Consider the following 26,642-nt stretch of genomic DNA (forward strand, 5'->3'; position numbering starts at 1 on the left):
GGGTGGTAGAAAGAGTGGCCCCCCTGCCCGAACCACCGACGCCGAGGTATGCGCTGATGACCACGCCGCCCACCCAGCCTCCCGGCGGCTACGGGGCCCCGCAGCCGCCGCACCAGCCGCCCCAGCCGCCGAACCAGCCGCCGCCGCCCGCCGGTTACCCCGGCGCCACGCCCAACCCGTACGCGCAGCCCGACGGGCAGAACCCCTATGCGCAGCCCGCCGCGGCCCCCTACGCCCAGCCCGGGCAGGCCCCGTACGGCCGGCCGGGCCCCTACGGCCCGCCGCAGGGCGCCCCCGGCTTCCCCCAGGCCCCCGGCTTCCCGCCGCCGCCCGCGCCGCCCGCCGGACCGCGCAAGAAGCGCACCGTGATCCTGGCCGCGGCCCTGGCCGGCATCCTGGTCATCAGCGCCGGCGCGTACTTCGCCTTCGGCCGGGACGGCGACAAGAAGGACGCCGAGCTCCCGGTCGCCCAGGCCAGCGGCGACGCCAAGCCCTCCGCCTCCCCGACGGTGGACGAGGGCAACGGCGACGGTGACGGCAGCAAGGCCGGCGAGGACCTGAACGCGGACCGCAAGCCCGGCGAGGACAAGGTCCTCTGGCTGAAGATGAACGACCAGGACGTGCCGGGCGGCGGCGCCGACGCCCCCGTCATGTGGGTGGTCGGCGACACCGTCGTCAAGGTCGTCTACCGGACCGTCACCGGATACGCCGTCAAGGACGGCAAGCCCCGCTGGACCGTGCCCTTCACCGGCGACATCTGCGGCACCCCGCGGCAGACCACCGCCGACGGCAAGGTCGTCCTCGCCTTCAAGAACGGCACCTCCAAGAACGCCAAGTGCAACCAGCTCCGCCAGCTCGACCTGAAGACCGGCACCGCCGGCTGGAGCCACGACATCCCCGAAGAGGGCATGTTCGACATCATGACCACCCCCGGCATGGCGATCACCGGGGACACCGTCACCGTCAGCCGCATGGGGCCCTCCAGCGCCTTCCGGGTCAGCGACGGCAAGAAGCTCTTCGTCAAGGCCACCGGCAACTGCCTGCCCGACGCCTACGCGGGCGGCACCAGGCTCGTCGCGGTCGCCAACTGCACGGTCAAGGTCGGCGACGTCCGCAAGGAGCAGATCCAGGGCCTCGACCCGGTCACCGGCAAGGTGAACTGGACGTACAAGGCGCCCGACGGCTGGCGCGCCAACAAGGTCTACTCCGTGGACCCGGTCGTCGTGGACCTGAACAACGACGACAAGAAGAAGCGCGCCATCATCGTGCTCGGCACGGACGGGAAGATCCGCGCCCAGATCAAGAGCAAGAGCCAGTTCGCCACCGACTGCGGCTGGTCCCTCGTCACCCGCGACCTGCAGAGCTGCTACGGGCCCGTGGTCGACGGCAACACCTTCTACTTCCCGACCGCCGACGACTCCGACAACGCCGTGGTCGCCTTCGACCTGACCACCGGCAAGGAGAAGTGGCGTTCGACCGCCGGCGCGGGCCGCACCCTCCAGCCGATGACGGCGCAGGGCGGCACGGTCTACGCCTACCGCAAGGCCGTCGAGGGCAAGGGCGGCGAGGTCGTCTCCCTCACGGGCGGCGGCAAGCCGAAGGCGGTCCTGCGCAACCCGTCCTCCGCCGCGTCCGTGGACGTCGAGAAGTCCTTCTACGAACCGCAGATCGCCTATGCCGACGGCCGTCTCTTCCTGTCCGTCACGCACCTGACGGGCAAGGACGACGTGCAGGAGAAGCTGATGATGGTGTTCGGCAAGTGAGCGCCGCCCACCGCCACCGAGAGGTAACCACGCCATGAGCACCCCGCCCCAGCCGCCCAGCGAGGGCTTCGGCGCCCCCCAGGACCCCCGGGCCGGCTTCGGTGCCCCGCCGCCGCCGAGCCAGCCGCCCCAGCAGCCGGGCCAGCCGCCGGCCGCGCCCCCGCAGGACGGCTACGGCTACCCGCAGCAGCCCGGTCCGTACGGGCAGCCCGCGGAGGGTCCCTACGGTCAGCAGCCCGGCCCGTACGGCCAGCCGACGGCTCCCTTCGGCCAGCCCGCGGCCCCCTACGGCCAGCCGCCGGCCCAGCCCGGCCCGTACTCCCAAGCCCCTGCCACCCAGCCGATGTACGGCCCGGGCGCCCCGGCCCCCAAGCCGGCCGGCGACGGCCGCAAGGCCCGGCTGGCGATCGTCGTCACCGCCGTGGTGGCGGTGGCCGCCATCGTCGGCGGCGGCCTCTGGTACGTCGGCAAGGACGACGGCGGCACGGACGCCAAGGGCGGCGGCGCCAAGCCCTCCGGCTCCTCCTCGGCGCAGCCCGCCGGCGGCGGCGCGGACGCCCCGGTCGGCCCCGCGGTCGAGAAGGCCCCGGCCGACCCGGCCTCGAAGATGCTGATGGCCCTCCAGATCCCCAAGATCACCGATCTGGTGAAGGTCGACGGCTCCTGGCTGACCGACGCCACCTACGCGAAGACCGACGTCCTCAAGATCGTCGGGTACGACGCGGCCACCGGCAAGCCCAAGTGGACCCTGCCGCTGCCCGGCCAGGTGTGCGCGGCCAGCCGCACCGCCTCCGAGGACGGCAGGGCCGCCTTCCTGTACGAACCCGCCAAGCGCGTGGGCAAGTACGGCTACCAGCCGTGCACCGAGGTCGCGGTGTTCGACGTCGAGACCGGCAAGCTGGTGTGGAAGGGCTCCGCCAAGGGCCAGACCGGCGGCGACCAGAAGATCGAGTTCCGCAAGATCACCATCAGCGGGCAGACCGTCGCCGCGGGCGGCCTGCGCGGCGGCGCCGCGTGGAACCTGGCGGACGGCAAGAACCTCTGGCTCCCCAAGATCACCGCGGACGCCTGCTACGACATGGGCTACGCCGGCGGCCCCGGCCTCGCGACGGTCCGCAAGTGCGGCCAGCCCGACGCGCGTTACCTGGAGGTCCAGGCCCTCGACCCGCGCACCGGCGCCCCGCTCTCCACCTACCGGATGTCCCCGGGCATCGAGTGGGCCAGCATCGTCTCCAGCAAGCCCCTGGTGGTCGCCGCCGACGTCGGCGAGCAGGCCGGCGACGGCAGCGGCATCTCGGACCTCTTCTCCATCGACTGGCGCACCGGCAAGCTCCTCCAGCGCATCCCGCTCAAGAGCGACCTGTACGCGGCCAAGTGCGAGGGCACCGAGGTCGAGTCCTGCCAGAAGATCGCGGTGGGCAACGGCCGGGTCTACGTCCCGACCGAGGAGCACGAGGTCAAGTCCGGCTCGTACGACAAGTCCAACGAGATCGTCTCCTTCGACCTGGCGACCGGCAAGCAGACCACCGACCGCGCGGACGCCGGCGGGGACACGACCATGTTCCCGCTGCGCATGGACGGCCCGAACCTGATCGCCTACAAGAAGGCGGACTACGACACGGGCGGCGAGATCATCAGCCTGGACGGGAAGACCTTCAAGCCGACCCTCCTGATGCGCAATCCGGCGGACAAGACCCTGTCCAACCCGGAGAACAAGTTCTCCGACTCGTACGCGGAGTTCCGCTACTCCAAGGGCCGGCTGTTCATCTCCGAGACGATGATCGACAAGCCGTACTCGAGCACGGCCGAGAAGGACTACATCATCGTGGCCTTCAAGACGGGCTGAACCGGCCCGTACCACCAGAGGTCCGCAGGGGCGCCGTCCGGCAACGGACGGCGCCCCTGCGCCCTTCCGGGGGCTTCTCGCCGGTAACCGGAGCGCGGCGTCGAACAAGCGTGTAGCTTGCCGGGGCAGAAGGGTAGGGGGCACCTGATGGGTGTAAGGGTCATGGTGGTCGACGAGCACCGGCTGCTGGCCGAGGCGCTCGCCTCCGCGCTCAAGCTCCGCGGGCACCGCGTGCTGGCCGCGGCCGCCCCGGCCGCCGGGGCCGCCGAGCTGGTGATCAGCCGCGCCCCCGAGGTGTGCCTGCTGGGTACCGCCTCGCCCGCCGAGCCGGGCGTGTTCGAGCCCGTGGTGCGCATCAAGCGCGAGCGCCCGCAGATCGCCGTGGTGGTCCTCGGCCCGGTGCCCAGCCCCCGCGGGATCGCCGCCGCCTTCGCCGCCGGCGCCTCCGGGTACGTCCGCCACGACGAGCGCATCGAGGGCGTGGAGCGGGCCCTGGCCAAGGCCCGGGCCGGGGAGGCCGCGGTCGCCCCCCAGCTGCTCCAGGGCGCCTTCGCCGAACTGCTCAACCCGGCCGCCGCCCCCGACGACGAGGCCGGCCGGCTGCTCAGGCTCCTCACCCCGCGCGAGATCGAGGTGCTGGTCCGGGTCGCCGAGGGCGAGGACACCCGGCTGATCGCGGCCGGCATGAGCATCGCCCCCAGCACCGCCCGCACCCACGTCCAGCGGGTCCTGATGAAGCTCGGCGTCGGCTCCCGGCTCGAGGCCGCCGCGCTGGCCGCCCGGACCGGCCTGCTGGACCGCGCGGCCCTGCCCTTCCCGGACGGACCGGGGACCGGCAGTGCCACCATCCCGGCCCAGCCGGGCCCGCGGGAGTGACGCCCCGGCGCTGACCCGCCCGCACGCTCCGCGCCACAGCGGCCGCACAGTCCCTTCTGGCATTGTGGCGCCGTCAGTTGGGCCACGGAGCGACAGGGACTGGGAGCGAGCGAGTGAGCAAGTACTTCGTCACGGGCGGTGCGGGATACGTCGGCAGCGTGGTCGCCGCGCACTTGTTGGAAGCGGGGCATGAGGTCACGGTCCTGGACGACCTGTCCACCGGTCACCGCAAGGGCGTGCCGGCCGGCGCGGCCCTGATCGACGGGCGGATCCAGGACGCGGCGCGGTACCTCGACGGCTCCTTCGACGCGGTGCTGCACTTCGCGGCCTCCTCGCAGGTCGGCGAGTCGGTGGCGGACCCGGGCAAGTACTGGGCCAACAACGTCGGCGGCACGCTGGAGCTGCTGGCCGCCATGCGCACCGCGGGCGTGCGGACCCTGGTCTTCTCCTCGACCGCGGCCACCTACGGCGAGCCCGCCGAAGGGCTGCTCACCGAGCGCTCGGTGACCGCCCCGACCAACCCGTACGGCGCCTCGAAGCTGGCGGTGGACCACATGATCGCCGGCGAGTGCGCGGCGCACGGCCTCGCCGCGGTCTCCCTGCGGTACTTCAACGTCGCCGGCGCCTACGGGCAGTACGGCGAGCGGCACGACCCCGAGACCCACCTGATCCCGCTGGTGCTCCAGGTCGCACTGGGGCAGCGGGCGTCCATCTCGGTCTTCGGCGACGACTACCCGACCCCGGACGGCACCTGCGTCCGCGACTACATCCACGTCGCCGACCTCGCCGAGGCGCACCTGGCCGCGCTCGCCGCGGCCACCGCGGGCGAGCACCTGGTGTGCAACCTGGGCAACGGCAGCGGCTTCTCGGTGCGCGAGGTCATCGACACCGTCCGCAAGGTGACCGGCCGGGAGATCCCCGAGGTGGTCGCCGAGCGGCGGGCCGGGGACCCGGCGGTGCTGGTGGCCTCCGCGGCCACCGCGGCCGAGCGGCTGGGCTGGACGCCCCGGCGCTCGGACCTCGCCGGAATCGTGTCCGACGCATGGGAGTTCGCGCTGCGCCGCGAGGCGGAGGCCCAGGACGGGGAGTAGCGCCGCTGCCGGCCGACGCGGGTGCGGGGCGGTGAAACCCCGGCGCAGAGCGGGCGCGTGCGCCGATCGGCGCGCCGTCTCCGTGCCCGCGCGCGGGCGCCCGGCGCACACACGCGGCGTGTAGTGCTCCCCGTGCACCCGCTCGTGGGCGGTCCGTTGTATACCGGCGGTTTTCAGCCATCCGGGAGACCCGGAGCGGGCCGGTCCGAAAGGTCGGTCGGTGAACACACCATGTAGTTCGAGGGAGTTCTCCGACGGCCGCCGGAAAAAGTGCCCGGAGAACTTCTGGGATTCGGCCAACCGCCGGGCGCCGGCACCCGTACGCTGATGCTCAGCACCGGTGGGGGCCGGTGCCGTTTCAGGGGTCGAGACAGTCGGGTACGGCGTCCGGACCGGGGTAGCAGTCCAGTTGCGGCGGCGGCCGTGACTCCGGACCGCGCAGCACCCGCTCCGTGCCGGGCGTCGTACCCGCCTCCGGTCCGTTCCCCGTCCCTCTGGGGGTGTCTGTGGTTCGTATCCGGGTCCTCGTGGTGGACGACCACCGCATCTTCGCCGAATCGCTCGCGGCCGCGCTGGCCGCCGAGCCCGACGTGGACGTGTCCGCGGCGGGCAGCGGTCCGGCGGCCCTGCGCTGCCTGGACCGCGCGGCGGCCGAAGGCCGCAGGTTCGACGTCCTGCTGGTCGACGCCGACCTCGGCGCCGTGGCCGGGTCCGCCCGGGTCCCGGACGGCCAGGCCGGCGGCCCCGCCGACGGGATCTCCCTGGTCGCCGGGGTGCGCGGGGCCCAGCCGGCGGTCCGTACGGTGGTCCTCGCCGAGCGGGACGACCCCCGCCGGGCCGCGTTGGCGCTCCAGGCCGGCGCCTCGGGCTGGGTGGCCAAGGACTGCTCGCTCTCCCGCCTCCTGGCGGTCGTCCGGGGCGTCCTGCGGGAGGAGACGCACCTGCCGCCGGCGCTGCTCACCGGCGTGCTGCGGGAGCTGACGGCCGCCCGCAAGCACCGCACGGACAGCGAGCGGCTGGTGGACTCCCTCACCCCGCGCGAACACGAAGTGCTGCGCTGCATGGTGGCCGGGCTCAACCGCAAGGACGTGGCCGCCCGGCTCTTCCTGTCCCCGCACACGGTCCGCACCCACATGCAGAACGTCCTCGGGAAGCTGGGCGTGCACTCCACCCTCGCGGCGGTGGCACTGGCCCGGCGGGCCGGGGTGCGGCCGGTGGACCTACCCGGGGATGTTGTCGAACGGAGCGGTCAGCTGGCGTAGCAGCCCGGCCAGCTCCGTGCGCTGGGCGCGCGGCAGCTGGGCCAGGATCGCCCGCTCCTGGGCGAGCAGCCCGGCCAGGGCCTGGTCCGCCCGGTCGCGCCCCTCGGGGGTCAGGCGGACCAGCACCCCGCGCCGGTCGCTGGGGTCGGGCAGCCGCTCGACCAGGCCCTTCTTGGCCAGCCGGTCGATGCGGTTGGTCATGGTGCCGGAGGTGACCAGCGTCTGGGTCAGCAGCTGGCCGGGGGAGAGCTGGTAGGGCGCGCCGGCGCGCCGCAGCGACGTCAGGACGTCGAACTCCCAGGGCTCCAGGCTGTGCTCGGCGAAGGCAAGCCGACGGGCCCGGTCGAGGTGGCGCGCGAGCCTGCTGACCCGGCTGAGCACTTCGAGCGGTTCCACGTCGAGGTCAGGGCGCTCCCGCCGCCATGCCGCGACCAGTCGGTCGACCTCGTCCTCCATGCCGATCAGTGTAAGGGGTCTGTCGACATGAAGTCTCTTGACATCAAGATATATTTCTGCCGACCATGGGGCATGGAGGGCCCGGAACGGCTTCCGCTTCCGTTCGCCCAGCCAGTAGGGAGGCTCGAACATGCATTCCGATACCGCGTCCACGAGCTCTACAGCGATCACGGTCACCCCGCAGGCGCCGCCCGTCTGGGACCCGCAGCAGTACCTGCGGCACTCCGGACACCGCGCCCGCCCCTTCCACGACCTGCTCGCCCGCATACCGGAGCTCCCGGACACGGGCCGCCGTCCCCGCATCGCCGATCTCGGCTGCGGACCGGGGAACGTCACGGCCCTCCTCGCCGACCGCTGGCCCGACGCCCACATCACCGGGCTCGACCTCTCGCCGGAAATGCTCGCCCGGGCCGAGCACGAGCACGCCGGCAGCACCCCCGGCGGCGGCACCCTCGACTTCCGGCACGCGGACATCGCCCGCTGGATGCCCGCCGAGCCCTTCGACCTGATCGTCTCCAACGCCGCGCTCCAGTGGGTGCCCAGCCACCCCGGGTCCTTCCCGGCCTGGGTCAACGCCCTGGCGCCCGGCGGCACCTTCGCCTTCCAGGTGCCGGACAACTACACCGCGCCCAGCCACTCCCTGCTCTCCGCGCTCTGCGAGACCCCGCGCTGGCGCGACCGCCTCGGCGGCCAGGGCAAGCGGTACGTCCACCTGCTCGAACCGGCCGAGTACCTGGCCCGGCTGATCGAGCTGGGCTGCACCACCGACGTCTGGGAGACCACCTACCACCAGCTGCTCCAGGGCCCCGACCCGGTCTTCGACTGGGTGAAGGGGACGGCCCTGCGGCCGGTCCTGACCGCCCTGCACGGCGACCCGAAGGCCACCGAGGAGTTCCTGGAGCAGTACCGGGACGTGCTGCGCGGGGCCTACCCGCCGGGACCCCGGGGGACGGTCTTCCCGTTCCGCAGGATCTTCGTCGTCGCACACAAGGAGGACTGATGCTCGTCGCCGTGGACCACGTCCAGCTCGCCGCCCCGCCGGGGTCCGAGGACCTGCTCCGGACCTACTACACAGGGGTGCTGGGCATGGTGGAGATCCCCAAACCCCCGGTCCTCGCCGCCCGGGGCGGCTGCTGGTTCGCCGCCGGACCGGTCCAGCTGCACCTCGGCGTCGAGGCGGACTTCCGCCCCGCCCGCAAGGCCCACCCGGGGCTGCGGGTGAGTGGCATAGAGGCGTACGCGGGGCAGTTGGAGGAGCGCGGGGCCAAGGTCGTCTGGGACGACGACCTCCCGGGCCACAAGCGCTTCTACTCCGAGGACCCGGTGGGCAACCGCCTCGAGTTCCTGGAGCCGCTGGCGCAGACGGGCTGAGCGCCCGTGGAAAGGCGGCGGCCCCGCCCCCGGTCTCCGGGGGCGGGGCCGCCGCCTCACTGGGCTCTGGGAGCCGTCCTGCCGGCGGCTAGGACAGGCCCGCGTACATGTTCCAGCCGCCGCCGATCAGGCCGCGCGCCGAGAAGGTCGAGCTGCCGCGCTTGCCGGTGGCGACGTAGCGCCACAGCTTGCCGGCGGAGTCCCGGGCCACCAGGTCCGCGCGGCCGTCGCCGTTCAGGTCACCGGGGGAGGCGAGCTGGTCGTACTGCTTCCAGCCCGCGCCGACCTTGAAGCGGGTGCCGAACGGCTTCGAGGCCGAGCCGGTGCCCGGGTAGACGTACAGCACGTCGGTGCCGCGGGCGATCAGGTCCGGCCGGCCGTCGCCGGTCACGTCCCCGCCGCCGACCAGGTTCTTGTAGACGCCCCAGCCGCCGCCGACCTTCACGGCCGTCTTGAAGGCGGTCCGGGAGCCGGTGCCCGGGTTCAGCCACAGCACGCCCGCGGCGTCGCGGCTGAGCAGGTCGCCCCGGCCGTCGCCGGTCAGGTCGGCCGGACCGGCCACCGGCTTGGCGCCGGCGCGCAGGCCGGTCAGCGGGCTGTCGCCGGACGGGTAGGGGAGCTTGGCGGTGCCGTCGCCCTTGACCTGCACGGCGGTGGCCCAGTTGAACTTGTCCAGCCCGGACGCCGAGATCATCGACGCGCCGGCCTCGATGGGCGCGTACTTGGTCTCGGTGCGCGGGAAGAAGTTGCCGTCGGTCTGGCCGACGTACTCGTAGATCTTCCCGGCGCCGTCCCGGGCCTGGAGGCTGTGGCGGCCCAGCACCGGCGTGATGCCGGAGCCGAACATGAACTCCACGTCCTGCCAGTTGCTGCCCGCGTCGTAGCGGGGGGTGAAGTGGCCGTTGCCGGTGGAGAAGTACCAGTAGATCTTGCCGTTGAAGGCGCGGGCCATGATGTCGGTCTTGCCGTCGCGGTCCACGTCGTCCGCCGCGATGATCTGGTTGTAGGCGTTCCAGCCCGGGCCCACCTTCACCCGGGACTTGAACGGCTTCGTGGCCGAGCCGGTGCCCTTGTAGTAGTACAGGACCCCGTCGACGGTGCGGGCCAGCACGTCCGCGACGCCGTCGCGGTCCAGGTCGCCGGCGCCGACCAGCTGGTCGTAACCGCCCCAGCCCGGGCCCACCTTGATGCGCGGGGCGAAGGGGTCCTGCAGGTTCCCGGTGCCCTTGTACAGGTACAGGTCGCCCGAGGGCGTGCGGGCCAGCAGGTCGGGGCGGCCGTCGCGGTTCAGGTCGGCCGCGGAGACCACGCGGTTGTAGGCGGTCCAGCCGTAGCCCGACCAGGTCGGCGCGCCGGCGCCCTTGGTGGTGGTGGGGTGCAGGGAGAGGCGCCCGTCGAAGGACAGCGTCAGCAGCTCGGGGCGGGAGGAGCCGCCCGCGTTGCCCACCGGGATGATGTTCTTCACGGTCTCGAGCGTGTCGTGGTAGATCGTGAACTCGGTGGACTTGTTGCTCGAGGAGCCGGACAGGAACGTCCCGCAGAAGCCCCACACGCCGCGCCAGACCCAGTCGGGCCGTCCGTCGCCGTCCAGGTCCAGCCGGGGCTTGGCCGCGGCCGCGGCCGTGGCGTAGCCGGCCGCGGCGTGGTCCGCACGCGCGGGCAGCGTCAGCGAGGGCTGCGCGGCCGCGTCGGAGACGGCGGTGCGGTCCGCCCGGCCGTCGACGGCGGCTGCGGGTCCGGCGGTGAGCAGGGCGCCGGCCGACAGGGCCAGGGCGGTGCAGGCCGCGAGCCGCGCCAGGCGACGGGGACGGGTGGTGCTGTGCATGACGGACAAGGGTCCCTCCGGGGACGGTGGTTCGGGGGTGTGGTGCGGTGCTGAGGGGTGCTGCGGCCGGCCCGCCGACGGGGCCGGCCGGTCAGCCGAGGTGCGTGTACGCGCCCCAGCCGGTGGCGAGCTTGACCCGCGGGCCGAAGGTCGCGGTGCCGGCCAGGCCGGTGGCGGTGTAGCGGTAGACGGTCCCGGTGGTGTCCCGGGCGATCAGGTCGGCCCGGCCGTCGCCGTTGAGGTCTCCGGTCGCGGCGAGTTCGTCGTAGCCGCCCCAGCCGGTGCCGATCTGGGCGCGGGCCGCGAAGGGCGCCGCCGCCGAGCCGGTGCCGGTGTACAGCCAGACGCGTCCCGCGGTGTCCCGGGCGATCAGGTCCGTGCGGCCGTCGCCGCTGAAGTCACCCGCGCCCAGCAGCCGGTCGTAGCCGTTCCAGCCGGGACCGACCCGCACCCGGGCGGTCGTCGCCAGGCCGCGGCCGTCGCCCGGGTGGAGCCACAGGACGCCGGCGGCGTCGCGGGTGAGGAGGTCGCCCTTGCCGTCGCCGGTGAGGTCGCCCACGCCCAGCAGCAGCTTGGCACCGGTCCAGTCGCCGGTGAGGTCGGCCTCGGTGTCGTAGTCGTGCACGGTGTCGGTGCCCAGCCGCAGCAGGTGCGGCTCGTCGCGCAGGTCCAGCCCGGCGGCGGCCACCGGGCGGCCGGTGAAGGCGTGCTCGTAGCCGGCGGAGGCGCGGCGCCGGAAGGTGCCGTTCGCCAGCTCCAGGTACTCGTACAGCTGCCCGTCGGCCTCGCGGGCCAGGACGCTGTGCTTGCCGTAGTCCGGGACGCCGCCGTGGCCGCCCAGGAACCGCAGGGCCTCGCCGCCGGTGCCGTACTTCGCGCGGGCCGTGAAGACCCCGCTGCCGGTGGACCGGTAGAGCCACAGGGTGCCGTCGAAGGCCCGGGCGACCAGGTCCGCCCGGCCGTCGCCGTCCAGGTCGTCGGCGCCGGCGAGCTGGTTGTAGGCGTTCCAGCCGGGACCGACCTTGACCCGGGCCCGGAACGGCGCGGTGGCCGAACCGGTGCCCTTGTAGAAGTACAGGTCGCCGGTGGGCGTCTTGGCGAGCAGGTCGCCGATGCCGTCCCGGTCCAGGTCGTTGCCGCCGACCAGCTGGTCGTACGCGCCCCAGCCCGCGCCCACGTACACCCGCGGGGCGAAGGGCTCGCCGGTCAGGGCGCCCGTGGAGCGGTACAGGTAGAGGCTGCCGGACGGGGTGCGGGCCAGCAGGTCCGGCCGGCCGTCGCGGGTCAGGTCGCCCGGCGCCAGGAGCTTGTTGTACGCGCCCCAGCCGCCGCCGGCCCAGGTGCGGCGGCCCGCGTTGTACGGGCCGGTGGTGCTGTGCAGCGAGAGGATGCCCCAGCCGGACAGGGTCAGCAGCTCGGAGTTCTTGTCCCCGCCCAGGTCGCCGACCGGCACGATGTCCTTGGCGACCTCGGCCATGTCGGTGGTCTGGATGTTGAAGTCCACCTGCTGCCCCGTCGTGGACAGCGTCACGCCCACCCGGCCGTCCGCGTCCCGGAAGAGGGCGTCGGGACGGCCGTCGCGGTCCGCGTCCAGCCGCGGCTTCACGGTGGCCGCGGCCGCCCCGGCGGCGTAGCCGGCCGCGGCCGGGCCGCCGTGCTGCGGCGGGAGCAGGCGCAGGGCGGGCAGCGCGGGGCGCCCGCCGTCCGCGACGGCGGGGCCGGCCGGCAGCAGCGTGCCCGCGGACAGGGCGAGGGCCGTGCAGGCCGTCAGCAGTCCCCGCCGCGCGGCGGCACGCGCGGAGTGCCGCAGTGAGTTCAAAGGTCCCCCCCGGGACGATCGTGGTGCGCCGGGGGACGGGCGAGCGGAACGGGCGTGCGAGATGCACGCGGGCCGGCGGGTCCCTCGGTGAGTCACAGGAGGTTAACCCCGTCGCTTCCGCAAAAAGAAGCGATTTCCCGTACAACCTTTTGCCGACGACCGGTCCAGGCCAGTGCGGCCCGGACCGGCCCCCGTCAGCTCTTGCGGTGCCCCACCAGCCGGGGCTTGGCCTCCAGGCCGTCCAGGCCGTGCCAGGCGAGATTCACCAGGTGGGCGGCGACTTCGGCCTTCTTCGGGCGGCGGGTCTCCAGCCACCACTGGCCGGTCAGGGCCACCATGCCGACCAGCGCCTGCGCGTACAAAGGAGCCAGTTTCGGGTCGAATCCGCGCGCCTTGAACTCCAGGCCCAGAATGTCCTCGACCTGGGTGGCGATATCGCTGATCAGCGAGGCGAAGGTGCCCGTGGACTGCGCGACGGGGGAGTCCCGGACCAGGATCCGGAATCCGTCCGTATACGTCTCGATGTAGTCGAGCAGGGCGAACGCGGCCTGTTCCAGCAGCTCCCGCGGGTGGCCCGCGGTCAGCGCCCCGGTCACCCCCTCGAGCAGCTGGCGCATCTCCCGGTCCACGACGACGGCGTAGAGGCCTTCCTTGCCGCCGAAGTGCTCGTACACCACCGGCTTGGAGACCCCGGCCTTCGCGGCGATCTCCTCGACGGAGGTGCCCTCGAAGCCCTTCTCCGCGAACAGGGTGCGACCGATGTCCAGGAGCTGCTGGCGGCGTTCCGCGCCGGTCATCCGGACCCGGCGGCCGCGCCGGGGCTTGTCGTTGCTGGGGGTACCGCCGTCGATCGCCACGTCACCCATCATGCCGCGTTCGCGGCATTCTCCCTGCGCCGGGCCTCGATCCGGGCGTCCGAGGGCCAGCGCACGTCATGGGCCCAGCCGGCCTGCTCGAACCAGCGGATCAGCCGGGCGCTGGAGTCGATCTGGCCGCGCAGCACGCCGTGCCGGGCCGAGGTCGGGTCGGCGTGGTGCAGGTTGTGCCAGGACTCGCCGCAGGAGAGCACCGCCAGCCACCACACGTTGCCGCTGCGGTCCCGGGACTTGAAGGGCCGCTTGCCCACCGCGTGGCAGATCGAGTTGATCGACCAGGTGACGTGGTGCAGCAGCGCCACCCGCACCAGCGAGCCCCAGAAGAACGCCGTGAAGGCGCCCCACCACGACATCGTGACCAGTCCGCCGACCAGCGGGGGGATCGCCAGCGAGAGCATCGTCCAGTAGATGAAGTCGCGCGAGATGCGGCGGATCGCCGGGTCCTTGACCAGGTCCGGGGCGTACTTCAGCTGGTCGGTCTGCTCCTCGTCGAAGAGCCAGCCGATGTGCGCCCACCACAGGCCCTTCATCAGCGCCGGCAGGGTCTCGCCGAACCGCCACGGCGAGTGCGGGTCGCCCTCCGCGTCGGAGAACTTGTGGTGCTTGCGGTGGTCAGCCACCCAGCGCACCAGCGGCCCCTCCACCGCCATCGAGCCGGCGATCGCGATGGCGATCCGCAGCGGCCGCTTCGCCTTGAAGGAGCCGTGGGTGAAGTACCGGTGGAAGCCGATGGTGATCCCGTGGCAGGCCAGGAAGTACATGAAGGTCATCAGGCCCAGGTCCAGCCAGCTGACGCCCCAGCCCCAGGCCAGCGGGATCGCCGCGAGCAGCGCCAGGAAGGGCACCGTGATGAAGACGAGCAGGGCGATCTGTTCGATCGAACGCTTGTTCTCACCGCCCAGAGTGGCGGACGGCGGCGCCCCGCCGTCCGCCCCGGGGGCGTCTTCGATCACATCCGGGCTCATGGTCATGAGTCATCCCCTGACAGGGTTGGGAAGCGGCGACTGCCGGGTGTGCGGACCGGCCCCCGGCGGCTCGGGCCGGGCTACGGATCCGTAACCTACGGCATCGTAAGTATCCCAGCGCGCCTCCGTCCGGCAAGAGGGACCGACCGGCGCGGTGGACGCGTTGACCGGACCGTGGACGCGTTGACCGGTGCACGAGGGATGGCACATATCCTTAGCCCGTCGGACAGCGCGGTCCGCACGGGCAGCCGGGCTGCACAACCGCGGCACACACCGCCGCGCGCAGCGTCCCGGGCCCCCTCCAGTAGCGCTCGAAACACTGCAAGGAGCCGCACCTGTGAGCAGTGCTGACCAGACCACCACCGGCAACGCAGAGCTGCGCGCCGACATCCGCCGCCTCGGCGACCTCCTCGGCGAGACCCTGGTACGCCAGGAAGGCCAGGACCTGCTCGACCTCGTCGAGCGGGTGCGCGCCCTCACCCGGACCGACGGCGAGGCCGCCGCCACCCTCCTCGGCGACACCGACCTCGAGACCGCCGCCAAGCTGGTGCGCGCCTTCTCCACCTACTTCCACCTCGCCAACGTCACCGAGCAGGTGCACCGCGGCAAGGAACTCCGGGCCCACCGCGCCGCCGAGGGCAGCCTGCTGGCCCGGACGGCCGACATGCTCAAGGACGCCGACCCCGAGCACCTGCGCGAGACGGTCAAGAACCTCAACGTCCGCCCCGTCTTCACCGCGCACCCCACCGAGGCGGCCCGCCGCAGCGTCCTCAACAAGCTGCGCCGCATCGCGGCCCTCCTCGAGACCCCGGTCACCGGGGCCGGCGACCGCCGCCGCCACGACCTGCGCCTGGCCGAGAACATCGACCTGATCTGGCAGACCGACGAACTGCGCGTGGTCCGGCCCGAGCCCGCCGACGAGGCCCGCAACGCCATCTACTACCTCGACGAGCTGCACGCCGGCGCCGTCGGCGACGTCCTCGAGGACCTGGCCGCCGAACTCCAGCGCGTCGGCGTCGAACTGCCCCCCGGCACCCGCCCGCTGACCTTCGGCACCTGGATCGGCGGTGACCGCGACGGCAACCCCAACGTCACCCCCGAGGTCACCCGCGAGGTGCTGATCCTCCAGCACGAGCACGGCATCACCGACGCCCTCGAACTGGTCGACTACCTGCGCGGACTGCTCTCCAACTCGATCCGCTACGCCGGCGCCACCGAGGAACTGCTCACCTCCCTCCAGGCCGACCTGGAGCGCCTGCCCGAGATCAGCCCCCGCTACAAGCGCCTCAACGCCGAAGAGCCCTACCGGCTCAAGGCCACCTGCATCCGGCAGAAGCTCGTCAACACCCGCGAGCGGCTGGCCAAGGGCACCCCCCACGAGGAAGGCCGCGACTACCTCGGCACCGCCGAGCTGCTCAGCGACCTCACCCTCGTCCAGACCTCCCTGCGGGAGCACCGCGGCGCCCTCTTCGCCGACGGCCGCATGGACCGCACCATCCGGACGCTGGCCGCCTTCGGCCTCCAGCTCGCCACGATGGACGTCCGCGAACACGCCGACGCCCACCACCACGCCCTCGGCCAGCTCTTCGACCGGCTCGGCGAGGAGTCCTGGCGGTACGCCGACATGCCCCGCGACTACCGGCAGCGGCTGCTCGCCAAGGAGCTCCGCTCCCGCCGCCCGCTGGCGCCCACCCCGGCGCCCCTGGACGCGGCCGGCGCCAAGACCCTCGGCGTCTTCGGCACCATCAAGGACGCCTTCGAGAAGTTCGGCCCCGAGGTCATCGAGTCCTACATCATCTCGATGTGCCAGGGCGCCGACGACGTCTTCGCCGCCGCCGTCCTGGCCCGCGAGGCCGGCCTGATCGACCTGCACGGCGGCTGGGCCAAGATCGGCATCGTGCCGCTCCTGGAGACCACCGACGAGCTGCGCGCCGCCGACGTCATCCTCGACGAGATGCTGGCCGACCCCTCCTACCGGCGCCTGGTCTCGCTCCGCGGCGACGTCCAGGAGGTCATGCTCGGCTACTCCGACTCGTCCAAGTTCGGCGGCATCACCACCAGCCAGTGGGAGATCCACCGCGCCCAGCGCCGGCTCCGCGACGTGGCCCACCGCTACGGCGTCCGGCTGCGCCTCTTCCACGGCCGCGGCGGCACCGTCGGCCGCGGCGGCGGCCCCTCGCACGACGCGATCCTCGCCCAGCCCTGGGGCACCCTCGAGGGCGAGATCAAGGTCACCGAGCAGGGCGAGGTCATCTCCGACAAGTACCTCGTGCCCTCCCTGGCCCGGGAGAACCTGGAACTGACCGTGGCCGCGACCCTGCAGGCCTCCGCCCTGCACACCGCGCCCCGCCAGTCCGACGAGTCCCTGGCCCGCTGGGACGCGGCCATGGACACCGTCTCCGACGCCGCCCACGCCGCCTACCGGGCGCTCGTGGAGGACCCGGACCTGCCGGCGTACTTCTTCGCCGCCACCCCGGTCGACCAGCTCGCCGACCTGCACCTCGGCTCCCGGCCCTCCCGCCGGCCCGACTCCGGCGCCGGCCTCGACGGCCTGCGTGCCATCCCGTGGGTCTTCGGCTGGACCCAGTCCCGCCAGATCGTCCCCGGCTGGTACGGCGTCGGCTCCGGCCTCAAGGCCCTGCGCGAGACCGGCCGGGACGACGTCCTGACGGAGATGGGCGAGCGCTGGCACTTCTTCCGCAACTTCCTCTCCAACGTCGAGATGACGCTGGCCAAGACGGACCTGCGGATCGCCCGCCACTACGTCGACACCCTCGTGCCCGACAACCTCAAGCACGTCTTCGCCCTCATCGAGGCCGAGCACGAGCTGACCGTCCGCGAGGTCCTGCGGATCACCGGCGGCGAGAAGCTGCTCGACCAGCAGCCGGTGCTCCAGCAGACCTTCTCGGTCCGCGACGCCTACCTGGACCCGATCTCCTACCTCCAGGTCTCGCTGCTGGCCCGCCAGCGCGCCGCCGCCGCGGCCGGCGAACCGGCCGACCCGCTGCTCGGCCGCGCCCTGCTGCTGACGGTCAACGGCGTCGCCGCGGGCCTGCGCAACACCGGCTGACCCGGCCGGGCGACACCGCAACGGCCGGTGGCCGCGTCCGTCCCCCCTCGGGGTGACGGACGCGGCCACCGGCCGTTCTCCGTGCGCGCTACGAGTTGTACGAGCCCTGGGCCCGCTCCAGGCCCTCCAGGACCAGGCACTCCACCGCGTCCGCCGCCCGGTCGACGAAGAAGTCGAGCTCCTTGCGCTCGGTGGACGAGAAGTCCTTCAGCACGAAGTCCGCGACCTGCATCCGGCCCGGCGGCCGGCCGATGCCGAACCGCAGCCGGTGGTACTCGGCGCCCATCGACTTCGTCATCGACTTCAGGCCGTTGTGGCCGTTGTCGCCGCCGCCCAGCTTCAGCCGCAGCGTGCCGTAGTCGATGTCCAGCTCGTCGTGGACCGCCACGATCCGCTCCACCGGCACCTTGTAGAAGTCCCGCAGCTGCGTCACCGGCCCGCCGGACAGGTTCATGAACGACATCGGCTTGGCCAGCACGATCCGCCGGTTCGCCGGCCCGGGCGGGCCGATCCGGCCCTCGACCACCTGCGCCCGCGCCTTGTGCGCCTTGAACCGGCCGCCGATCCGCTCCGCGAGCAGGTCCGCGACCATGAAGCCGACGTTGTGCCGGTTGCCCGCGTACTCCGGGCCCGGGTTGCCCAGGCCCACGATCAGCCACGGGCTGCTGGCGTCGTCCGCCATCACACGCTCCTCACCACAGCGGTCAAAAGGAACGACCGCCGTCCCGCTCCAGTGGAGCCGGACGGCGGTCGGTCGGCAAGCAGAGGGGGGAGGCTCAGGCCTCCTCGGTCTCCGCAACCTCGGCCGGGGCCTCCTCGGCCTGCGGGGCGACGACCTGCAGGACGGCGGTCTCGGGGTCGACGGCCAGGGTGGTGCCCTTCGGCAGGACCAGGTCCTTGGCGTGGATCGAGGCACCGGCCTCGAGGCCCGCGATGGAGACGGTCACGGCCTCGGGGAGGTGGGTGGCCTCGGCCTCGACGGCGATGGTGGTGAGCAGGGTCTCCAGCATGTTGGCGCCGGCGGCCAGCTCGCCCTCGGTGTGCACGGGCACCTCGACGGTGACCTTCTCGCCCTTCTTGACGACCAGGAAGTCGACGTGCGAGATGGTGCGCTTCAGCGGGTGGCGCTGGATGGCCTTCGGGAGGACCAGCTCGGTGCCGTCGCCCTTGATGTCCAGGGAGATCAGGACGTTCGGGGTCTTGAGGGCCATCATCAGGCCGTGGGCCTCGACGTTGACGTGCTTCGGGTCCTGGCCGTGGCCGTAGATGACCGCGGGGGTCAGGGCGTCGCGACGGGCCTGGCGGGCGGAGCCCTTGCCGAAGGTGGTGCGGGTCTCGGCGGACAGCTTGACCTCGGACATGCTCACTCCTCGTGGGGTGACGGGAAAAAGGACACGGTCACCCGGCCGATACGGCCTGCTACGAAGAGCGCGTCGATAACGGAGTGCCGGGACCTGGCTGGAAACAGCCGGGCGCGGCCTCCCTCGCCGAGCAACTCGATGAGTCTACCCGGCGGGGTGGCCGCGCCCAAAAGGATCTAGTTCAGATCCTCATCCGCCTACTGCTGCTCCTCGAAGAGGCTGGTCACCGAGCCGTCCTCGAAGACCTCGCGCACCGCGCGGGCGATGGTCGGGGCGATCGACAGCACGGTGATCTTGTCGAGCTCCAGGTCGCCCGGGTCGGGCAGGGTGTTCGTGAAGACGAACTCGCTGACCTTGGAGTTCTTCAGGCGGTCCGCGGCCGGGCCGGACAGGATGCCGTGGGTGGCCGTCACGATGACGTCCTCGGCGCCGTGCGCGAAGAGCGCGTCGGCCGCGGCGCAGATGGTGCCGCCGGTGTCGATCATGTCGTCGACCAGGACGCAGATGCGGCCCTTGACGTCACCGACGACCTCGTGGACGGTCACCTGGTTGGCGACGTCCTTGTCGCGGCGCTTGTGGACGATCGCCAGCGGCGCGTCCAGCCGGTCGCACCAGCGGTCGGCCACGCGCACGCGGCCGGCGTCGGGGGAGACCACGGTCAGCTTGGTGCGGTCGACCTTGGCGCCCACGTAGTCCGCCAGCACCGGCAGCGCCGACAGGTGGTCCACCGGGCCGTCGAAGAAGCCCTGGATCTGGTCGGTGTGCAGGTCGACCGTCAGGATGCGGTCCGCGCCCGCGGTCTTGAGCAGGTCGGCCACCAGGCGGGCCGAGATCGGCTCGCGGCCCTTGTGCTTCTTGTCCTGACGGGCGTAGCCGTAGGACGGGATGATCACGGTGATCGATCGGGCCGAGGCGCGCTTGAGCGCGTCCAGCATGATCAGCTGCTCCATGATCCACTTGTTGATCGGAGCCGTGTGGCTCTGGATCAGGAAGCAGTCGGCGCCGCGCGCCGACTCCTGGAAGCGGACGTAGATCTCACCGTTGGCGAAGTCGAAGGCCTTGGTCGGCACGAGGCCGACTCCCAGCTGGTGCGCGACCTCCTCGGCCAGCTCGGGGTGGGCGCGGCCGGAGAAGAGCATCAGCTTCTTCTCGCCGGTCGTCTTGATCCCGGTCACAGCACTGTCTCCTCAGACGTGTTGAAGCTGCTCGCCCCCGCGCGCGTCCGTCCCGCGCGCGGCAAGCCAGCCGAATTGCGTGCACCTATCACGGTACGCCGACTCCGGCGTACCTGTTTCCGGTCAGACTTCGCCGGCGGGCTCCTCGCCCGCCGACTGGGCCGCCTGCGCGGCCGCGCTGCCCGGACGCTTGCGGGCCACCCAGCCCTCGATATTCCGCTGCTGGCCCCGTGCCACGGCCAGTGCGCCGGGCGGCACATCCTTGGTGATCACCGAGCCGGCGGCCGTGTAGGCGCCGTCCCCGATGGTGACGGGAGCCACAAACATGTTGTCCGAACCCGTCCGGCAGTGGGAGCCCACGGTCGTGTGGTGCTTGCTCTCGCCGTCGTAGTTCACGAACACGCTCGCGGCGCCGATGTTCGTGAACGCGCCGATGGTGGCGTCGCCCACGTACGAGAGGTGGGGGACCTTCGTGCCCTCGCCCACCGTGGCGTTCTTCATCTCGACGTACGCGCCGGCCTTGGACTTCGGACCCAGGTCCGTGCCCGGCCGCAGGTAGGCGAAGGGGCCGACGGTCGCGCCGGCGCCGATCACGGCCCGGTCGGCCACGGTGTTGTCCACCCGGGCGCCCTCGCCCACGCGGGTGTCGGTCAGGCGGGTGTTCGGGCCCACCTCCGCGCCGGCCGCGATGTGCGTGGCGCCCAGGAGCTGCGTCCCGGGGTGCACGACCGCGTCCTGGCCGAAGGTCACCGACACGTCCACCAGCGTGCTCGCCGGGTCCACCACCGTCACGCCGGCCAGCATCGCCCGCTCCAGCAGCCGCGCGTTCAGCAGCGTCCGGGCCTCGGCCAGCTGGACGCGGTTGTTGATGCCCAGGATCTCGCGGTGGTCCCCGCCGACCGAGGCGCCCACCCGGTGGCCGGCGCCCCGCAGGATGCCGAGCACGTCGGTCAGGTACTCCTCGCCCTGGCTGTTGTCCGTCCGGACCTGGCCCAGGGCCTCGACCAGCAGCTTGCCGTCGAAGGCGAAGACCCCGGAGTTGATCTCCCGGATCGCGCGCTGGTCCTCGGAGGCGTCCTTGTGCTCCACGATCGCGGTCACCGCGCCCTGCGCGTCGCGCACGATCCGGCCGTAGCCGGTGGAGTCCGGCACCTCGGCGGTCAGCACGGTGACCGCGTTGCCGTCGCCGGCATGGGTCTGCGCCAGCTCCCGCAGCGTCTCGCCGGTCAGCAGCGGGGTGTCGCCGCACACCACGATCACGGTGCCGTCGACGGTCCCCCCCAGCTCCTCCAGCGCCATGCGCACGGCGTGGCCGGTGCCGTTCTGCTCGTGCTGCACGGCGGTGCGGGTGCCCGCGTAGTGCTCTTCCAGATGGGCTCTGACCTGCTCACGAGCGTGGCCCACGACCACCACGAGGTCCTGCGGGTCCAGCTCGCGGGAGGCGGCGACCACGTGCCCCACGAGGGAGCGTCCACTGATCTCGTGGAGGACCTTGGGGGTGGCCGACTTCATGCGGGTGCCCTCACCCGCTGCGAGGACGACGACGGCTGCCGGGCGGTTGGCGCTCACGGGTGTGCCCTTCGGCTTTTCGGGGGTGGACGACCGAAGGATACCGGGGGGCTACGTTCCCGTAACGAGCGCGGGTCCCGACCGTGACGGCCGGGACCCGCGATGCGCTGCTCCCCCGCCAGGACTCGAACCCGGACATAAGGCACCAAAAGCCTCAGTGCTGCCAATTACACCACAGGGGATAGCAAATCTGACCGAATCGGGCATACCGCGATGTGGATCCGGTCGACGGCACCTACTATGCCGCACCGCATGCCCTCGGTGCGACGGTAAAGCCCGGCGCCCCGGCGGACTTGGGCGCGGCCCGGCCCGCCGTGCACGCCCCGTGGGCCGCACGCCGGGCCGGGCCGGGGCGCCGGTAATCACCGGGAAGCGGCACAGGGGCGAACGTAGGCTGGCGGTATGACCAGTACGGGGGAAGAGTCGGTGGGGGCCGGGCGGGACGGGCCGCTGTGGTGGGGGCGGCGGCGGAGTGCCGTGCTGGACGTGGGGCTGGCCGCGGTGTCGGCCCTGGAGTGCGCGCTCGAAGGGATCGCCTTCGCCGGGGACGCCGGGCTGCCGGTCCCGGTGGGCGTGGCGTTCGGGTTCGTGGTGGGGGCCGCCCTGGTGCTGCGGCGGCGCTGGCCGGTCGCGGTGGTGCTGCTGGCGGTCGCGGTCACCCCCGCGGCGATGGGCTTCCTGCTCGCCGTGGTCGGGCTCTACACCCTCGCCGCCTCCGAGGTGCCCCGGCGGATCACCGCCCTGCTGGCCACCATGTCGCTGGCCGCCACGCTCGTGGTGACGTACCTGCGCACCCAGGACGACATCCAGGCCGACCGCTGGTACGTGCCGGTGGTGTCGGTCTTCATGGCGGTGGCGCTGACCGCCCCGCCGCTGCTGCTGGGGCTGTACGTGGGCGCCCGGCGCCGGCTGATGGAGAGCCTCCAGGAGCGGGCCGACTCCCTGGAGCGGGAGCTGTCGCTGCTGGCCGACCGGGCCGAGGAGCGGGCCGAGTGGGCCCGTCAGGAGGAGCGCACCCGGATCGCCCGGGAGATGCACGACGTGGTGGCCCACCGGGTCTCCCTGATGGTGGTGCACGCCGCCGCGTTCCAGGCGGTGGTGGCCGAGGACCCGGCGAAGGCGCTCCGGAACGCCGAACTGGTCGGGGACATGGGCCGGCAGGCGCTGACGGAGCTGCGCGAGATGCTGGGGGTGCTGCGGGCCGAGCCGGTCCGCGCCGCGGCCCCGGCCGTCCCGGTGGCGCTGGTGGCGGTGCCCCCGGAGGGCGCGACCCTCGCCGAGCTGGACGCGCTGGTGGGGCAGTCCCGGGCGGCCGGGATGGTGGTCGAGCTCGAGGTGCAGGGGGAGTGCCGGCCGTACCCGCCGGAGGTGGAGCAGACCGCGTACCGGGTGGTGCAGGAGGCGCTGACCAACGTCCACAAGCACGCCCCGGGCGCCCGGGTCCGGGTGCGGCTGGCGCACCGGGACGCCGAGGTCGCGATGCAGGTGGAGAACGGCCCCTCGGACGCGGCGGTCGCCGACGCGGGGCTGCCCAGCGGGGGGAACGGCCTGCTGGGGATGCGCGAGCGGGTGCTGGGGCTGGGCGGGGTCTTCGTCTCGGGCCCCACCGACGCCGGCGGCTTCCGCGTCTCGGCGGTCCTGCCGCGCGGGTAGCCGGTACGCCGGGTCCGGGCGCGTCGCGTAGCCGGTACGCCGGGCGGGGCCGGTCCGGCCCGCCGGCGTCAGCCCGCCGTCGTCAGGCGGGCCGGCTGGAGGCCGGTGAGGAGGGTGGTGAGGGCTTCGTCGATGCCGCCGCCGAGGTACCAGTCGCCGGTGTGGTCGATGGAGTAGACCCGGCCCTCGCGGTCGACGGCCAGCTGGGCGCCGCCCTCGCCCTCCTGCCCCAGCGGGGCGACGCTGGTGCCCAGCGCCCGGCCGAGGTCGGCGAAGGTGCGGGCCAAGTGCAGTCCGCTGAGCGGGTCGAGGGTGAGCCGGGCCGGGGCTATCTGGCGCCCCGGTGCGGGCGTGCCGACCGTCAGCCCGCCGAACTCCGCCCAGGCCTCGACGGCGGCCGGGAAGACGGTGTGCCGGTGCCCGGCCGGGCTGGTGTGGTCCCGCAGGGTGTCGGCCCAGAACTCGGCCTGCTTGATGTCCCAGCGGCCGGGTCCCCAGCCGGCCGCGCGCAGGGCTGCGTCCACGGTGACGGGGAAGCGGGTCGCCGAGGAGCGGTCGTAGGAGGCGGAGGCGGCCATCGGGCGGGTCAGCCCTTCTCGTTGTCGGGTGCGGTGAGGTCGACGGCGCGGACGCCGAAGTGGGCGAGGAGCGCGTCGCAGGACCGGCAGGGCGGTGCGTAGCTGCCGTGCAGCGGGTCGCCGTCCTCGCGGATGCGGCGGGCGGTCAGGCGGGCCTGCTTGAGGGAGCGGCGGGCCTCGCCGTGGGTCAGGGGCTTGCGGGAGGCCCGCCGGCTGCGGCCGGCCTCGACGGCGGTGAGGTGTCGGGAGAGCAGCAGTGCCTCCGGACATCGGCCGGTGTGCCGGTCGCGCTGCCCGGTGGTGAGGGTGTCGAGGAAGTCCTGGACGAGCGGGTGCAGCTCGGGGGCCCGGTCGCCCTTGGCGGCGGTGCCGGTCAGGGTCTCGCCACGGACGGAGAGGGCGGCGGCGACGGTCGGGAGGATGCCGTCGCGGCGGTGCAGCAGCACCGGGGGCCGCAGCCCGTCCTCGCTGCTCCAGCGGCGTCGGGGGTCGCCGCCGGGCGCCGGGGCGGCCCGGCCCTCGTCCCGGCCGGGCTGCTCCGGCCCGGTCCGTGGTGCGGCGCTCGTCTGTGTGGTCGTTGCCATGGTGTCGCTCGTCCCTCCCCGTGGCCGCGGCGGTGGCCGCCGTCGCGCACGCCCCCGTGCTGCGGGGACAGCCTGCCAAATGTCCGCCGTCATGCGGAAGCTGGGTCGAATATTCGTATCAATTCGGATGTTCCCGGCGGGCGCCGGGGGTACCGGTGGTACGAGACCGGACGGGCCGGCTCCGCTGCACGTACGGGGAGGGTGGGCCGCTTGCCCTACGGCTTAGGCTGTGCGCAACCAGCCAGATCCAGCAGGGGGCTACCGCCATGACGACAGGTCGGCTCGGGCAGCAGGCCGCGCCACCCAACGCCGCGTACGCCGGGCAGGTCGTGCACTTTCCGGACCCGGTCCGGCGTGCGCGGCATCCCGAGGGCGTGCGGATGGACGGGGACGGTCACCCCGACTTCTCCCCGTACGCGCGCGCGGCCGCGGAGATCGCCGAACCGCCGGAGGGCTTCGGCGTGGACGAACTGCGGCTGACGGACTACGTGTCCGCCAACGCCGCGCTCAAGGCCTCGGGGCACGAGCTGTGGGACACGCTGCCCTCGGTGGCCACCCCGCACGGCTGGACCTGGCACCACGTGGCCGGCACCCGCCGCCTCGAGCTGGTGCCGGTGGACGTCAAGGCGCTGCTGCGGCACCACGGCGGGCTGGCCACCTCTCCGGTGGACCCGGAGAAGCGCGGCACCCGCCCGCTCCAGGAGACCCGCCCGATGCACCTGACCCTGCCCAAGGCGGTCGTGTCGGTGACGGAGCAGCAGGTCCAGGGCGTGGAGGAGGACCTGGGCTACCGGCTGCCGGAGGCCTACCGGTCCTTCCTGAAGGCGGCCGGCGGCTGCGCGCCGGCGGGCGTGGGGCTCGACCCCGAGCTCGGCCTGCTGGTGGACCAGCCGTTCTTCACGGTGCGCGAGGAGGCGGCGGTCAACGACCTCGTCTACGTCAACAAGTGCCTGCGCGACCACCTGACGAAGGACTACCTCGGCGTGGGCTTCGCGCAGGGCGGCCTGCTCGCGCTGAAGGTGCGCGGCGAGGGCGCCGGCTCGGTGTGGTTCTGCCCGTACGACGACGGGCGGGACCGGGACGGCTGGACGGTGCAGGAGCGGGTGGAGCGGCTGCTGCTCCCCTGCGGTGCGGACTTCGACGCGTTCCTGGAGCGGCTGGCGGGCAACCCGCCGGAGCTGGAGACGGTGGCGGGTCTGATGGTGGACGGCGGCTTCGCCCGCGTCGTCCCGGTGGAAGGGTAGTTCCGGCGATGGTGACGTTCGCGCAGGCGCAGGAGCGCGCGGAGGAATGGGTCAACGGCGACGTGCCCGCGTACCAGCACCGGGAGGTGCGGGTGCGCGAGTTCGGGCTCGGTTTCGTGGTCTGGGCGGAGGACCGCCCGGGCGTGCCCGTCTCGGGCGGCGGCCGGCAGCGGCTGGTGATCGCCCGGGACAGCGGCGAGGCGACGCTGTGGCCCGGACTGCCGGTGGGCGAGGTGATCCGCCGGTACGAGGAGGAGTACGGCACGGGTCCGGCGGTGGCGTCGGAGGCCTCGGTGCCGCCGCAGCGGATCGACTCGGAGATGACCTCCTTCATGCTGAGCCCGCCGGAGTGGGCGGACGCGGTGCCGGGCGGCGCCCCGGCGGGCGGGGCCGGTGCACCGGCCGCCGTGCCGCCGGTGCCGGACCTGCCCGCGGACCCGCCGGCCGGCTCGGGCGAGCGCTCGGTGGCCTTCGCCGACCCGGCCGACCGGGCGGAGCCCTTCGGGGCCCCGGCCGGCGGTGCGCGGGACGCGGCGGACCCGTACGCGGGGGACTTCGTCCCGCAGCCGCCGGCCCAGGCGCCCGCGGCGGACGGCTCGCTGCGGCTGTCGGGCTCCGGTGCGTCCGGCGGCTCCGAGGAGCAGGACGCCCCCGGTGCCGCCGGCCCGGGTGACGTGCCGCCGCCCGGCGCCCCGGGCGGTTCCGGCGGGGAGGCCTTCGCGGCTCCCGCCGTCCCGCCGCTGCCGCCCGTGCCCCCGTCGGCGCCCGCCGCCGGCGGGTCGCTGCGGCTCTCCTCCTCCGGTGCGGCTCCCGATGCGGCCGCGGACGCCCCGGCCGACCCGCTGCCCGGCACGGTCGTGCTGGGCGCGATCGGCGGCGGCGCCGAGGACGGGCCCGCCTTCCCGGAGCCGGCGCCGGTGCCGTCCGGGTCGACCCCCTGGGCCGGTACGGACACCAACCAGGACTCGGACGACGCGTCCGTGCCGCTGCCGGCGACCGTCTTCGCACCCCCGCTCTCCGGCACGGACGCGGACGAGCCGGCCCGCCCGGGCGCCGCGCCCGAGGCCAAGACCACGCTGATGGCGGGCGGCAGCCAGCTGCCGAAGACCGCCGTCTCCCCGGTCATCGGGGACGGCCCGGCCGCGCGCCCGGAGGCGGAGGTACCGGCGCCGGCCCGGCCGGCGCCGCCGGCCCCGCCCGGTCCGTCCAGCACTACCTCATGCAGTTCTCCAACGAGCTCGGCCTCGGCACCGGCAACA

At 73.4% G+C, this 26,642-nt stretch carries 21 protein-coding genes, 1 tRNA gene and 1 pseudogene; 11 read left to right on the plus strand and 12 right to left on the minus strand.

The genetic code is table 11. The annotated features are described in order from the left end of the window. Positions 1 to 56: 56 nt before the first annotated feature. The 5 genes from AB0O40_RS22730 (at position 57) to AB0O40_RS22750 (ending at position 6,838) form a co-directional block, all read left to right on the plus strand. Positions 57 to 1,763, plus strand: coding sequence for a PQQ-binding-like beta-propeller repeat protein (locus AB0O40_RS22730; protein ID WP_365044571.1), 1,707 nt, complete (start codon positions 57 to 59; stop codon positions 1,761 to 1,763). A 34-nt stretch (positions 1,764 to 1,797) separates the two neighbouring features. Continuing rightward, on the plus strand, positions 1,798 to 3,609 hold the full coding sequence (locus tag AB0O40_RS22735; RefSeq protein ID WP_365044574.1) for a PQQ-binding-like beta-propeller repeat protein: 1,812 nt from the start codon (positions 1,798 to 1,800) through the stop codon (positions 3,607 to 3,609). A gap of 147 nt (positions 3,610 to 3,756) precedes the next feature. Further along, positions 3,757 to 4,485 (plus strand): response regulator transcription factor, encoded by a 729-nt coding sequence (locus AB0O40_RS22740; RefSeq protein WP_365044577.1) that lies wholly within the window; start codon positions 3,757 to 3,759, stop codon positions 4,483 to 4,485. 113 nt (positions 4,486 to 4,598) lie between these two features. Next, positions 4,599 to 5,576 carry a UDP-glucose 4-epimerase GalE gene (galE, locus tag AB0O40_RS22745; protein ID WP_365044580.1) on the plus strand — a complete coding sequence of 326 codons (978 nt, stop codon included), beginning with the start codon at positions 4,599 to 4,601 and terminating at the stop codon, positions 5,574 to 5,576. A gap of 506 nt (positions 5,577 to 6,082) precedes the next feature. After that, positions 6,083 to 6,838, plus strand: coding sequence for a response regulator transcription factor (locus AB0O40_RS22750; protein ID WP_365044637.1), 756 nt, complete (start codon positions 6,083 to 6,085; stop codon positions 6,836 to 6,838). Here AB0O40_RS22750 and AB0O40_RS22755 read toward each other — a convergent pair. Further along, entirely contained in the window at positions 6,797 to 7,294 is a 498-nt protein-coding gene (locus AB0O40_RS22755) for a MarR family transcriptional regulator (protein WP_365044583.1), read from the minus strand. The two genes, AB0O40_RS22750 and AB0O40_RS22755, sit on opposite strands and share 42 nt — an antisense overlap. A 130-nt stretch (positions 7,295 to 7,424) precedes the next feature. Between AB0O40_RS22755 and AB0O40_RS22760 the strand changes: the two genes are divergently transcribed. Continuing rightward, positions 7,425 to 8,294, plus strand: a complete 870-nt coding sequence (locus tag AB0O40_RS22760; protein ID WP_365044586.1) for a trans-aconitate 2-methyltransferase — start codon at positions 7,425 to 7,427, stop codon at positions 8,292 to 8,294. Continuing rightward, the gene (locus AB0O40_RS22765; protein WP_365044589.1) at positions 8,294 to 8,665 is read left to right on the plus strand and encodes a glyoxalase; all 372 of its coding nucleotides are present in this window, start codon (positions 8,294 to 8,296) and stop codon (positions 8,663 to 8,665) included. Before AB0O40_RS22760 ends, AB0O40_RS22765 begins: the two co-directional genes overlap by 1 nt. Before the next feature lie 88 nt (positions 8,666 to 8,753). Here the strand turns inward: AB0O40_RS22765 and AB0O40_RS22770 are convergent, their stop codons facing one another. The 4 genes from AB0O40_RS22770 to AB0O40_RS22785 all read right to left on the minus strand — a co-directional run bounded on the left by AB0O40_RS22770 (position 8,754) and on the right by AB0O40_RS22785 (position 14,155). Next, positions 8,754 to 10,490, minus strand: a complete 1,737-nt coding sequence (locus tag AB0O40_RS22770) for a VCBS repeat-containing protein (RefSeq protein ID WP_365044592.1) — start codon at positions 10,488 to 10,490, stop codon at positions 8,754 to 8,756. Between the two features lie 91 nt (positions 10,491 to 10,581). Beyond that, positions 10,582 to 12,309, minus strand: a complete 1,728-nt coding sequence (locus AB0O40_RS22775) for a VCBS repeat-containing protein (protein ID WP_365044595.1) — start codon at positions 12,307 to 12,309, stop codon at positions 10,582 to 10,584. 194 nt (positions 12,310 to 12,503) lie between these two features. Next, the gene (locus AB0O40_RS22780; protein ID WP_365044598.1) at positions 12,504 to 13,178 is read right to left on the minus strand and encodes a TetR/AcrR family transcriptional regulator; all 675 of its coding nucleotides are present in this window, start codon (positions 13,176 to 13,178) and stop codon (positions 12,504 to 12,506) included. After that, positions 13,175 to 14,155 carry a fatty acid desaturase gene (locus AB0O40_RS22785; protein WP_365044601.1) on the minus strand — a complete coding sequence of 327 codons (981 nt, stop codon included), beginning with the start codon at positions 14,153 to 14,155 and terminating at the stop codon, positions 13,175 to 13,177. The genes AB0O40_RS22780 and AB0O40_RS22785 overlap by 4 nt, the downstream gene beginning before the upstream one ends. Positions 14,156 to 14,486: 331 nt before the next feature. On the opposite strand from AB0O40_RS22785, the gene ppc reads away from it, so the two are divergent. Then, positions 14,487 to 17,219 (plus strand): phosphoenolpyruvate carboxylase, encoded by a 2,733-nt coding sequence (gene ppc, locus AB0O40_RS22790; RefSeq protein WP_365044604.1) that lies wholly within the window; start codon positions 14,487 to 14,489, stop codon positions 17,217 to 17,219. A gap of 88 nt (positions 17,220 to 17,307) precedes the next feature. On the opposite strand, the gene pth is transcribed toward ppc, so the two are convergent. From pth to AB0O40_RS22815, 5 genes are all read right to left on the minus strand, one after another. After that, positions 17,308 to 17,901 carry an aminoacyl-tRNA hydrolase gene (pth, locus tag AB0O40_RS22795; RefSeq protein ID WP_365044605.1) on the minus strand — a complete coding sequence of 198 codons (594 nt, stop codon included), beginning with the start codon at positions 17,899 to 17,901 and terminating at the stop codon, positions 17,308 to 17,310. A 94-nt stretch (positions 17,902 to 17,995) separates the two neighbouring features. Then, positions 17,996 to 18,580, minus strand: a complete 585-nt coding sequence (locus AB0O40_RS22800) for a 50S ribosomal protein L25/general stress protein Ctc (RefSeq protein WP_365044608.1) — start codon at positions 18,578 to 18,580, stop codon at positions 17,996 to 17,998. A 197-nt stretch (positions 18,581 to 18,777) separates the two neighbouring features. Continuing rightward, positions 18,778 to 19,755 (minus strand): ribose-phosphate diphosphokinase, encoded by a 978-nt coding sequence (locus AB0O40_RS22805; protein ID WP_365044611.1) that lies wholly within the window; start codon positions 19,753 to 19,755, stop codon positions 18,778 to 18,780. 123 nt (positions 19,756 to 19,878) lie between these two features. Continuing rightward, a complete protein-coding gene (glmU, locus tag AB0O40_RS22810; protein ID WP_365044614.1) occupies positions 19,879 to 21,324 on the minus strand; it encodes a bifunctional UDP-N-acetylglucosamine diphosphorylase/glucosamine-1-phosphate N-acetyltransferase GlmU in 1,446 nt (481 codons plus the stop codon). A 110-nt stretch (positions 21,325 to 21,434) separates the two neighbouring features. Next, positions 21,435 to 21,506, minus strand: a tRNA-Gln gene (locus AB0O40_RS22815). A 220-nt stretch (positions 21,507 to 21,726) separates the two neighbouring features. Between AB0O40_RS22815 and AB0O40_RS22820 the strand changes: the two genes are divergently transcribed. Continuing rightward, the gene (locus tag AB0O40_RS22820; protein ID WP_365044617.1) at positions 21,727 to 22,977 is read left to right on the plus strand and encodes a histidine kinase; all 1,251 of its coding nucleotides are present in this window, start codon (positions 21,727 to 21,729) and stop codon (positions 22,975 to 22,977) included. Positions 22,978 to 23,045: 68 nt separating this feature from the next. Here AB0O40_RS22820 and AB0O40_RS22825 read toward each other — a convergent pair whose 3' ends face one another. Continuing rightward, positions 23,046 to 23,555, minus strand: a complete 510-nt coding sequence (locus tag AB0O40_RS22825; RefSeq protein ID WP_365044620.1) for an SUKH-3 domain-containing protein — start codon at positions 23,553 to 23,555, stop codon at positions 23,046 to 23,048. An 8-nt stretch (positions 23,556 to 23,563) separates the two neighbouring features. Next, positions 23,564 to 24,139 (minus strand): YwqJ-related putative deaminase, encoded by a 576-nt coding sequence (locus AB0O40_RS22830; protein ID WP_365044623.1) that lies wholly within the window; start codon positions 24,137 to 24,139, stop codon positions 23,564 to 23,566. Between the two features lie 266 nt (positions 24,140 to 24,405). Here AB0O40_RS22830 and AB0O40_RS22835 point away from each other — a divergent pair, with 266 nt between their 5' ends. Together AB0O40_RS22835 and AB0O40_RS22840 are read left to right on the plus strand one after the other, a co-directional pair. Continuing rightward, complete coding sequence (locus tag AB0O40_RS22835; RefSeq protein WP_365044626.1) at positions 24,406 to 25,383, plus strand: SMI1/KNR4 family protein; 978 nt, start codon at positions 24,406 to 24,408, stop codon at positions 25,381 to 25,383. An 8-nt stretch (positions 25,384 to 25,391) separates the two neighbouring features. Beyond that, a pseudogene (locus AB0O40_RS22840) lies at positions 25,392 to 26,642 on the plus strand (hypothetical protein); the annotation flags it as partial.

The organism is Streptomyces sp. NPDC089919, from assembly GCF_040684615.1.
GTDB lineage: Bacteria > Actinomycetota > Actinomycetes > Streptomycetales > Streptomycetaceae > Streptomyces.